This window comes from Cedecea neteri NBRC 105707 = ATCC 33855 (genome assembly GCF_001571265.1).
Classification (GTDB): domain Bacteria; phylum Pseudomonadota; class Gammaproteobacteria; order Enterobacterales; family Enterobacteriaceae; genus Cedecea; species Cedecea neteri.
This window is the reverse complement of the sequence record NZ_BCTL01000019.1, coordinates 1-9,965: the sequence shown is the minus strand read 5'-3', so window position 1 is coordinate 9,965 and position 9,965 is coordinate 1. Positions and strand designations below refer to the sequence as shown.

The 9,965-nt window shown below is 55.7% G+C and carries 6 protein-coding genes; 2 read left to right on the top strand and 4 right to left on the bottom strand.

Annotated features, from left to right (window positions below):
* Positions 1–130 precede the first annotated feature (130 nt).
* From proY to phoB, 4 genes are all read right to left on the bottom strand, one after another.
* On the bottom strand, positions 131–1,489 hold the full coding sequence (gene proY / locus CNE01S_RS09120; protein WP_061275353.1) for a proline-specific permease ProY: 1,359 nt from the start codon (positions 1,487–1,489) through the stop codon (positions 131–133).
* Between the two features lie 71 nt (positions 1,490–1,560).
* Positions 1,561–2,880 carry a branched-chain amino acid transporter carrier protein BrnQ gene (gene brnQ / locus CNE01S_RS09115; protein ID WP_061275351.1) on the bottom strand — a complete coding sequence of 440 codons (1,320 nt, stop codon included), beginning with the start codon at positions 2,878–2,880 and terminating at the stop codon, positions 1,561–1,563.
* 426 nt (positions 2,881–3,306) lie between these two features.
* On the bottom strand, positions 3,307–4,614 hold the full coding sequence (gene phoR / locus CNE01S_RS09110; RefSeq protein ID WP_061275350.1) for a phosphate regulon sensor histidine kinase PhoR: 1,308 nt from the start codon (positions 4,612–4,614) through the stop codon (positions 3,307–3,309).
* Positions 4,615–4,636: 22 nt separating this feature from the next.
* A complete protein-coding gene (gene phoB, locus CNE01S_RS09105; protein WP_008454506.1) occupies positions 4,637–5,326 on the bottom strand; it encodes a phosphate response regulator transcription factor PhoB in 690 nt (229 codons plus the stop codon).
* A gap of 199 nt (positions 5,327–5,525) precedes the next feature.
* Between phoB and sbcD the strand changes: the two genes are divergently transcribed.
* Both sbcD and sbcC read left to right on the top strand, forming a co-directional pair.
* Positions 5,526–6,743, top strand: a complete 1,218-nt coding sequence (gene sbcD, locus CNE01S_RS09100; protein WP_061275347.1) for an exonuclease subunit SbcD — start codon at positions 5,526–5,528, stop codon at positions 6,741–6,743.
* Positions 6,740–9,895 (top strand): exonuclease subunit SbcC, encoded by a 3,156-nt coding sequence (sbcC, locus tag CNE01S_RS09095; protein ID WP_061275345.1) that lies wholly within the window; start codon positions 6,740–6,742, stop codon positions 9,893–9,895. The genes sbcD and sbcC overlap by 4 nt, the downstream gene beginning before the upstream one ends.
* Positions 9,896–9,965: the final 70 nt, after the last annotated feature.

The following is a 9,965-nucleotide window of genomic DNA, read 5'->3' as shown; positions in this document are numbered from 1 at the left end:
AATGACGGTGATTCCCCTGAGACGTTCACCGATTCGGGAGTGACATATAAAACAGGACAGGAAGTGAACGGAACTTTAGCCGCCCCTTGATAGAAGGTATTTGCGGCTAAGGAAGAGAGGCAAGAATCGATTACTGCGCGTTCACCCGGCGCTTAACAAGCCAGCCGATAAGCAGCAGCACAATCCAGCCGCAGCCCACGTACAGCGAAATACGGGTTTCCGGATGGTAGCCAATCAGCGCGATGATAAACACCAGGAACACCAGGCCAACAACCGTGGTTGCAATGCCGCCCGGAATAGGGAACTTAAGCGCTTTCGCCTCTTCCGGCGACAGACGGCGGCGGAAGGCAATCTGCGACAGCAGGATCATTATCCACACCCACACGGTGGCGAACGTTGCCAGCGAAGCAATTACCAGGAAGACGTTTTCCGGCATGATGTAGTTCAGGTAAACCGCCAGCAGCAGCGCACAGGCCATCACCACGACGGTGACCCACGGAATGCCGTTGCGAGAGGTTTTGGCGAATAATTTGGGCGCGCTGCCCTGCTCGGCCATGCCGTGCAGCATGCGGCCCACACCGAATACATCGCTGTTAATTGCCGAGAGCGAAGCGGTGATTACCACAAAGTTCAGAATACCGGCCGCGGCGGTGATGCCCATATGCTGGAAGGTCATCACAAACGGGCTGCCTTCGGTGCCCACCTGGTTCCACGGATAGATGGACATGATGACGAACAGCGTGCCCACATAAAACACCAGAATACGCAGCGGGACGGAGTTGATGGCACGTGGAATAGACTTCTGCGGATCTTTCGCTTCGCCTGCGGTGATGCCGATAATCTCAATCCCGCCGTAGGCAAACATCACCATCTGCAAGGACATGATCATGCCCAGCCAGCCGTTGCTGAAGAAGCCGCCGTTGCTCCACAGGTTATGGATACCGGTCGCCTGGCCGCCGTTGCCAATCCCCCACACGATGATGCCGATCCCGGCAATAATCATGATGATGATGGTGGCCACCTTGAAGAACGAGAACCAGAACTCCAGCTCGCCAAATACCTTCACGCTCATCAGGTTGATGGCGCTGATGATAAGCACCACGCTCAGCACCCAGACCCAGTGCGGCACCGCCGGGAACCAGATGCCCATATAGATCCCGAACGCGGTCACGTCGGCAATGGCGACAATCAAAATTTCGAAACAGTAGGTCCAGCCGGTGATATAACCTGCCAGTGGCCCCAGGTAGTCCTGGGCATAACGGGAAAACGAGCTGGCCGCAGGGTTGTGCACCGACATTTCGCCCAGCGCGCGCATGATGATATAGGCCGCGACGCCGCCGATAATATACGCCAGCAGCACGCTTGGCCCCGCCATTTTGATGGCGTCCGCCGAACCGTAAAACAGCCCTGTTCCAATCGCCGACCCCAGCGCCATAAATCGAATGTGCCGGGTGCTCAAACCGCGCTTGAGCTTGTTGGTGTTTTCCATTAATCCAGTACCACGCTTTACAATAAAAAAACCACGGAGGACGACTCCGTGGTTACATAGCAATCAAAAACTTAGTGGGCGGCGGAGGTGATCTGGCGCCCTGCTGCTTTGTCCCAGATAGCGGTGATCACCACCATCGCAACGGTCGGCAGCAGCCAGGCAAGCCCCTGATCCGCCAGCGGCAGTTTCGCCGCCCAGCCAGGCAGCATGTCGCTGATGGCCGATGCCTTAATGCCGTCAATGATACCAAACAACAGACTTATCAGCATCGCCGGGGCAATAACGCGGGTGGAATTGTTCCACCACGGACGGGTAAAGCTCAGCACCACCAGCGCGATACATGGCGGATAGATTGCCGTCAGCACCGGGATAGAAATTTGAATCAGGTGGCTCAGGCCCAGGTTGGACACCACCATCGAGAACAGGCCGAGGATAAACACCAGCGAGCGGTAAGAGAGCGGCAGATACTGGCTAAAGAACTCCGCACAGGCGCAGGTCAGGCCAACGGCAGTAACCAGGCAGGCCAGGAAAATCAGCGCCGCCAGGAAGAAACTACCGGCTCCGCCAAAGGTATGCGCCACATAAGCGTGCAGAATTGCCGCGCCGTTAGCTTTCTGATCGACCAGGTTCGCGCTGTCGGAACCGAGGTGGAACAGTGCCAGGTAGATAACCGTCAGGCCAATACCAGCAATCAGACCAGCCCAGATAGTGTAGCGGGTCAGCAAGCGAGATTCGGTCACGCCACGGGAACGGGCGGCATTCACAATAACAATCCCGAATACCAGCGACGCCAGGGTATCCATCGTCAGGTAGCCGTTGACAAAGCCGTTAGAAAACGCCGCGTTCTGGTAGGCTTCAGTCGCCGTACTCAGGCCGCCGGCTGGCCACAGCACTGCACCGGCCGCCAGGATCAGCAGCGCGATGATTTTCACCGGCGCCAGCACGTGGCCCACGGTATCCAGCAGCTTACCTGGATAAAGAGAAATCCCGATCACCAGCGCGAAGTACACCAGGCTGTAAATAAACAGCGGCATATCGCCCATGCCGGTCAGCGGGGCAATCCCCACTTCAAAGGAAACGGTGGTGGTACGCGGCGTGGCAAACAGCGGCCCTACGGCCAGGTAACAGACGGTCGCCAGCAAAATACCGGCACGGCGGCCAATCGGCGAGCTCAAGCTATCAATACCGCCGCCCACGCGGGCAATCGCCACGATAGTCAGAACGGGTAAACCTACAGCCGTCACCAGGAAACCCAGCGCCGCCGTCCAGACGTGTTCGCCGGCCTGTAAGCCAACCATTGGAGGGAAAATAATGTTGCCCGCGCCCACAAACAGCGCAAAGGTCATAAAGCCCAGAGCGATGATGTCACGAGATTTCAAATGATAGGTCATAAAATAAAGCAGCCTGTGGATGTGTGGTGTTGAAAATGCTCAAATTTTTAAACCGACGTTCAGCCCAAATAACGTTCGGTAAAAACGCGGTTATTACCGGTAACGACAGCGGAATATGCTTCTCCAGATCGGTGGCGAAGAATAGTTAGTCGAATTACCACGCAATTTCAGTCGGTCTGGTAATAACAGGGGGGCAATTAAAACGCTTATAGCGTTTGAAGGCAAGAAGGGATCGGGAAACCAGAAATATATCCTTTAGAAATACGCATAACCAGTGAATAAAGTTGAATATAGGCTTTTGTTATGGCTTATCATTCGGACAAAAAAGCACCAATTCGATATTCAGCACTTAACAAGTGATGAAAATACCAACAAAAAAGGCCAGAAAACTGGCCTGTGGAAAGCGTACTTGACGGTTACGGTGAATTAATGTGCAGCCACCGCTGACTCATGGGCAATCAGGCGCTCGGGCAGAATGAACGAAAACGTCGAGCCTTGCCCCGGCACACTTTCGATCTCCAGCCGCGCATCATGATGGCTAAGGGCATGCTTAACGATGGCCAGCCCAAGCCCGCTGCCCCCAGTCTGCCGGGAGCGCGCTTTGTCTACGCGGTAGAAACGTTCCGTCAGGCGGGGAATGTGCTCGGCGGAAATCCCCGGCCCGGTATCCTTCACGCTAAACGCTACGCCATGAGGCAGCCTGCGCCAGGTGACGGTAATGTGTGTCCCGGCAGGCGTGTGATTCACTGCGTTATAAACCAGGTTAGAGATAGCGCTGCGCAGCTGTTCTTCGTTGCCGTAAACCTGAAGCCCGGGCTCAACGTTAAAAGTGAGCGTTTGCTTCTGCTGGCTCAGCGTCTGCGCTTCACGCTCGACCACACGCAGCATCAGCGGCACATCGATTTTCTCATTCATCGACAGCGTTGGCGCTGCTTCAATACGCGACAGCGTTAACAATTGCCTCACCAGCCCTTCCATTCGCGAGGTTTGTTCGCGCATAGTATGCAGCGCTTTATCCCGCAGCGGCCCTTCCAGAGCCTGATCCTGCATCATCTCCAGATAACCCTGTAACACGGTCAGCGGGGTGCGCAGCTCGTGGCTGACGTTGGCAAAGAAGTTACGGCGAGCGCCTTCAAGCTGGTGCATCTGCGTGACGTCACGCGCCACCATCAGCCATTGCCCATCGGCGTAGGGCATCACGCGGAACTCAAGATGACGGCCATTGTTCAACACCAGCGTCAGCGGGCGGCCGAACTGCTGCTTCGCCACATATTGCGAAAATTCAGGGTAACGCAGCAGGTTGAGGATATTTTGGCCGCTGTCGTCTGGCCAGCGCAGACCAAGCAACTGTTGTGCGAGGCCGTTACACCAGAAAATCGTGCCTTCTTCGGTGGTCAGCACCACAGCATCGGGCAGCGATTCGGCTCCGCTGCGGAACCGCTTGATAAGGTTGCCCAGCTCTTTACGGCGCTTTTTATTACGCAGCTGCATCTGGTGGAGCCCGTAAAGCAAAGGCTCCCAGCTTCCCCGCCCGGGCGGCGGGGTCATGCTGCGGTCAACCCACAGCCACCAGGAAAGACGAAGTAAATTCCAGAAATGCCAGCTTAACAGGGCGGTCACCGCCGCCAGTAAAAACCACGGCAGGTGGCCAAAAATCAATCCGAGAATTGCCGCTGGCATACAACAGAGCACCAGCTCCAGTACCAGCCTTTTCCATGACAGCCGTTCCAGCACGCGTCACGCTCCTGTCAGCATATTAAAAACGGGTTGAAAATCGATAACCCGTGCCGCGAACTGTTTGCACCATTTTGTCATGACCACTTGTTTCCAAAGCTTTACGCAGGCGACGAATATGCACGTCTACGGTACGGTCTTCAACGTAAACGTTAGTCCCCCACACGTTATTGAGCAGTTGTTCACGGCTGTAAACGCGCTCCGGATGGGTCATAAAGAAGTGTAACAGCTTAAATTCAGTTGGCCCCATGTCGAGCGGATCTTCGCCGGTCATCACGCGGTGTGAGGACGGGTCAAGGCTCAGCCCCTGCATCTCGATCACTTCTTCCACCGCCATCGGGGAAATACGGCGCATCACGGCTTTGATACGCGCCACCAGCTCTTTAGGAGAGAACGGCTTAGTGATGTAGTCATCGGCACCGACTTCAAGGCCGCGCACGCGATCTTCTTCTTCGCCACGCGCGGTCAGCATCATTACCGGAATTTCTCGCGTCAGCGCTTCACGCTTAAGGTGCTTGATAAACTGAATCCCGGAACCGCCTGGCAGCATCCAGTCCAGTAGGATCAGATCGGGGAAAGGTTCAATCAGCAGGTTAACCGCGCTGTCATAATCTTCCGCCTCTACCGACTGGAAGCCATTTTGCTCGAGCACAAAGCTCACCATTTCACGAATCGGAGCTTCATCTTCTACGACTAAAATGCGTCTCGCCATGATTTACCCTGTTGAAAAGAGACCATCTCTTATTAATTGTGCGTCAGTATGCGTCAGATTTGTGACAGATTTATGAAAAAGATGACGGCCAGATATTTCACCTTTTTGAATTATGACAGCCACTGATTTTTACTGACGGTTACGCTGCCAGCTCAATAGCTTATAATCGGTGATTCGCTTCTTTGCCACGGGACAGGTTATGCGCATTCTCCACACATCAGACTGGCACCTCGGCCAAAACTTCTATACCAAAAGCCGGGCCTCTGAGCACCAGGCTTTTCTCGACTGGTTGTTAAACGCCGCGGTCGAACATCAGGTGGATGCGATAATCGTCGCGGGAGATATCTTTGATACCGGCTCGCCGCCGAGCTACGCCCGTGAAATGTATAACCGTTTTGTGGTACAGCTGCAGACCAGCGGCTGCCAGCTCGTGGTGCTGGCGGGAAATCATGATTCCGTTGCTACCCTGAATGAATCCCGCGAGCTGCTGGCCTGCCTGAATACCCGGGTGATTGCCAGCGCCCGCCACAACAAAGACGAACAGGCGCTGGTGCTCAATCAAAAAGACGGCACGCCAGGGGCTATTCTCTGCCCGATTCCTTTCCTGCGCCCCCGCGACATTCAAAGCAGCCAGGCCGGGCTGTCCGGCCATGAAAAACAGCGCTCTTTAATGGAAGCCATCAGCGAACATTATCAGCAATGCTATGCCGCCGCCGTGGCGCTACGAGGTGATCAGCCACTGCCGATTATCGCGACCGGGCACCTGACCACGGTGGGCGTCACGAAATCTGACGCGGTGCGTGACATTTATATTGGCACGCTGGACGCTTTCCCGGCGCAGCACTTCCCGCCTGCCGACTATATTGCGCTCGGGCACATTCATCGCGCGCAAAAAATTGGCGGCACGGAGCATATTCGCTACAGCGGCTCACCGATTCCGCTGAGCTTCGACGAAACAGGCAAAGCGAAAACCGTTTTTCTGGTGACATTCAGCGCCGGGGCGCTGGCCAGCGTCGAACCGCTGGAAGTCCCTATCAGCCAGCCGCTGGCCATCGTGAAAGGGTCGCTGCGTGAAATTGAGCAGCAGCTTGAGCAGTGGCGAAACGCGCCAACTGAGCCGAAAGTCTGGCTGGATATCGAAATCGCCACCGATGAATATCTGCACGATATGCAGCGCCAGGTCCAGGCGCTTACCGACGAACTGCCGGTCGAAGTCGTCCTGCTGCGCCGCAGCCGCGAACAGCGCGAGCGAGTCATTGCCAGCCAGCATAAAGAGACGCTGAGCGAGTTAAGCGTTGAAGAGGTCTTTGAGCGACGGCTGAGCCAGGAAGAGACCAGCGACGAGCGTGCCGCCAGGCTAAGAACGCTGTTTGCCCAAACCCTTTCAGACTTGCACCAGCAGGAGGAACAGGCATGAAGATCCTCAGCCTGCGGTTAAAAAATATTAATTCTCTGAAGGGCGAGTGGAAAATTGATTTCACCCAGGAGCCTTTCGCCAGCAACGGGCTGTTTGCCATCACCGGCCCTACGGGCGCGGGCAAAACTACCCTGCTGGATGCCATTTGCCTGGCGCTTTATCACAAAACGCCGCGCCTCAACACCGTTTCCCAGTCGCAAAACGACCTGATGACCAGGGACACCGCAGAGTGCCTGGCCGAAGTGGAGTTTGAAGTCAAAGGCGTTGGCTACCGTGCTTTCTGGAGCCAGAACCGCGCCCGCAACGCGGCAAACGGTAATCTTCAGGCACCGCGCGTGGAGCTGGCCCAAATCAGCGACGGCAAAATTCTCGCGGATAAAATCAAAGACAAGCTGGAAATTATCGCCTCTCTCACCGGGCTGGACTACGATCGCTTTACTCGCTCGATGATGCTCTCCCAGGGGCAGTTCGCCGCCTTTTTAAACGCCGACGCCAACGACCGCGCCTCGCTGCTTGAGGAACTGACCGGAACCGAAATCTACGGCACCGTTTCTGCGGCGGTCTTTGAAAATCATAAGCAAATCAAAAGCCGTCTTGAAAACCTGCTGGCCCAAGCTTCAGGTGTTGCGCTATTGAATGAAGAGCAGCAACAGCAGCTTACGCAGAGTTTGCAGGCGCTCACTCTGGAAGAGAAAAAGCTGTCCGGGGAACACCAGCAGCTGCAGCAACATCAACAATGGCTCAGCCAGCATACCCGGCTTTCTTCCGACAAAGTCCAAAAGCAGCAAGCGCTGGACACAGCAAATCAGGCGCTCAAAGACGCCGAGCCAATGCTGGCAAAACTCACCCGTGCATTGCCCGCTGAAAAACTTCGCCCTCACTGGCAGCGCCTGCAGGAAAAGCAGCAGACGTTAAGGCAAAACGGCGAAGCCTCAGAGAAAGTGAATACCCGCTTACAGCAGCTTTCCGTCCGTCGCCAGCAAACCCGCCTGTTAGCCGCCGGGCAGGCTCAAAAGCTTCAGTCAGAAGCGCAGCTGGTACAGGAATGGCTCACCGCCAATGACCGCTATCGACTTTGGTCCGCCGAACTGACGGGCTGGCGCATGGCGTTCATGCAACAGCAGCGCGATGAGAAACAGCTGGCTGAGCTAAAGCAGGCGCGAGAAGCCAGCCGGCAAAAACTCCAGGCGCTGCCGGAGCCGACGCTTAGCTTTTCTCCTGATGAAGTAAGTGCTCATTTACAGCGAATGCTGGCAACCCGGCCTGCCCGCCAGCTGTTGGCCACTTTGCAGCCGCAGTTTGCCACGCTTGAGAAACGCAAAACCGAGCAACAGCGCGAGCTTACCGAGCTGGATAAACTGATTGCCGGGCGTGATGCTGAACTAAAACAGAAAAGAACCGAGTTCGCCGCTAAACGACAGGAATTGCTGGATGTAAAAACAATCTGTGAGCAAGAAAATCATATTATTCGCCTGAATGATGAGCGAGAGCGCCTGCAACAAGATCAACCTTGCCCGCTGTGCGGCTCAACGTCACATCCAGCAGTTGCAGAATATAAGGCTCTGCAACCGGGGGAGAACCAAAAACGGCTGGCTCAAGTTGAAGAGGATGTTTCCACCCTGTCCAAACTTGGGGCTGCACTAAAAGCGCAATGGGAATCACTGTGCCAGCAGCGCGAAAAACTGGCACAGTCCAGCGCCGCCATGGAGGCAGAAGAAACTTCACTGTCCGCCCGCTGGCAACAGCAGTGCGCAGAACTAGGTATCGCTTTAACGCCGCAGGACGATCTCACCGCCTGGCTTAACGAGCAGGAACAGCGCGAGCAGCAGTTACGCCAGCTTGGCGAGCGACAGGCGCTGGAGGCGCAATATCAGCGCGACAGCCAGCAACATGAAAAGTTGAACGCAGACTTTGTGGCGCAGCGCGCTTCTCTACAAGCGGTACTGGAGCAGGCAGGTCTTCAGCAACCTGAGCCGGGCGAAGAGCAAACCTGGCTTGAGACTCGCCAGCAGGAATCTCAGCAATGGCAACACCAGCAGGACAAACTGCCGCAGCTTCGCCAGCAGCTTTCTGCACTCGACATGTTGCTCTCGACCCTTACAGACGATGGATCCACTCCACCGCTGCTGGATGAACCAGAACATCAGGCCGCGCTGCAAAACTGGCAGACATTGCATAACGACTGCAACCTCCTGGAAGGGCAACGCCAGTCCCTGCAGCAGCAGTTGAAGCAAAGTCAGGAGGAAGCCACGGCGGCGCAGGAGCAATTCAGCAATGCGCTCCTGGCCAGCCAGTTCAGCAACGAGGCCGATTTCCGAAACGCCCTGCTGGAAGAGGCCGAGCGCCTTGAGCTGGAACAGCGTAAACAGCAGCTGGAACGCCAGCAGCAACAGCAGATTACCCTGCTGGAACAGGCTGCAAATGCTCTGGCCCAGCATCTGTTGGCACGGCCGGAAAATCTGCATGAAGAAATAGCGCTTAGCGCGCTGGATGTACAGATCTCAGCGCTCGCCCTCCAGCTGCGAGAAAATGCGTCACAGCAAGGGCAAATCGTCCAACAACTGCGTCACAACGAGGAAAACCGGGTTCGCCAGCAAACGCTGATGCAGGAGATAAAAGCCTGTGAAGCGCAGGCGGAAGACTGGGGCTACCTCAACGCGCTTATCGGCTCCAAAGAAGGGGATAAATTCCGTAAGTTTGCTCAAGGGCTGACGCTGGATAACCTCGTCTGGCTGGCAAACAATCAGCTCAATCGCCTGCACGGGCGCTACCTGCTGCAGCGCAAAGACAGCGAAGCGCTTGAGTTACAGGTTGTCGATACCTGGCAGGCCGATGCGGTGCGTGATACTCGCACGCTTTCCGGCGGTGAAAGTTTCCTGGTGAGCCTGGCGCTGGCGCTGGCGTTATCCGACCTGGTAAGCCATAAAACCCGCATTGATTCCCTGTTCCTGGATGAGGGTTTTGGCACCCTGGACGCGCAAACGCTGGATACCGCGCTCGACGCTCTGGATACGCTGAACGCCAGCGGTAAAACCATCGGCGTTATCAGCCACGTTGAGGCGATGAAGGAGCGGATCCCGGTGCAAATTAAGGTGAAGAAGATTAATGGGCTTGGCGTGAGCCGGCTGGATAAAGTTTTCGCGGTGGAGTGACCTTTACCCTGGCTCACTCCCAGGGAAGTGTCTGGTAGTCACAAATACGCTTACGAAGGATCGGCTAAAG

What these genes read in the sequence shown, in the direction of transcription:
- proY (WP_061275353.1), bottom strand. Translation starts at nt 1,489, where the DNA reads ATGGAAAACACCAACAAGCTCAAGCGCGGTTTGAGCACCCGGCACATT.
- brnQ (WP_061275351.1), bottom strand. Translation starts at nt 2,880, where the DNA reads ATGACCTATCATTTGAAATCTCGTGACATCATCGCTCTGGGCTTTATG.
- phoB (WP_008454506.1), bottom strand. Translation starts at nt 5,326, where the DNA reads ATGGCGAGACGCATTTTAGTCGTAGAAGATGAAGCTCCGATTCGTGAA.
- sbcD (WP_061275347.1), top strand. Translation starts at nt 5,526, where the DNA reads ATGCGCATTCTCCACACATCAGACTGGCACCTCGGCCAAAACTTCTAT.
- sbcC (WP_061275345.1), top strand. Translation starts at nt 6,740, where the DNA reads ATGAAGATCCTCAGCCTGCGGTTAAAAAATATTAATTCTCTGAAGGGC.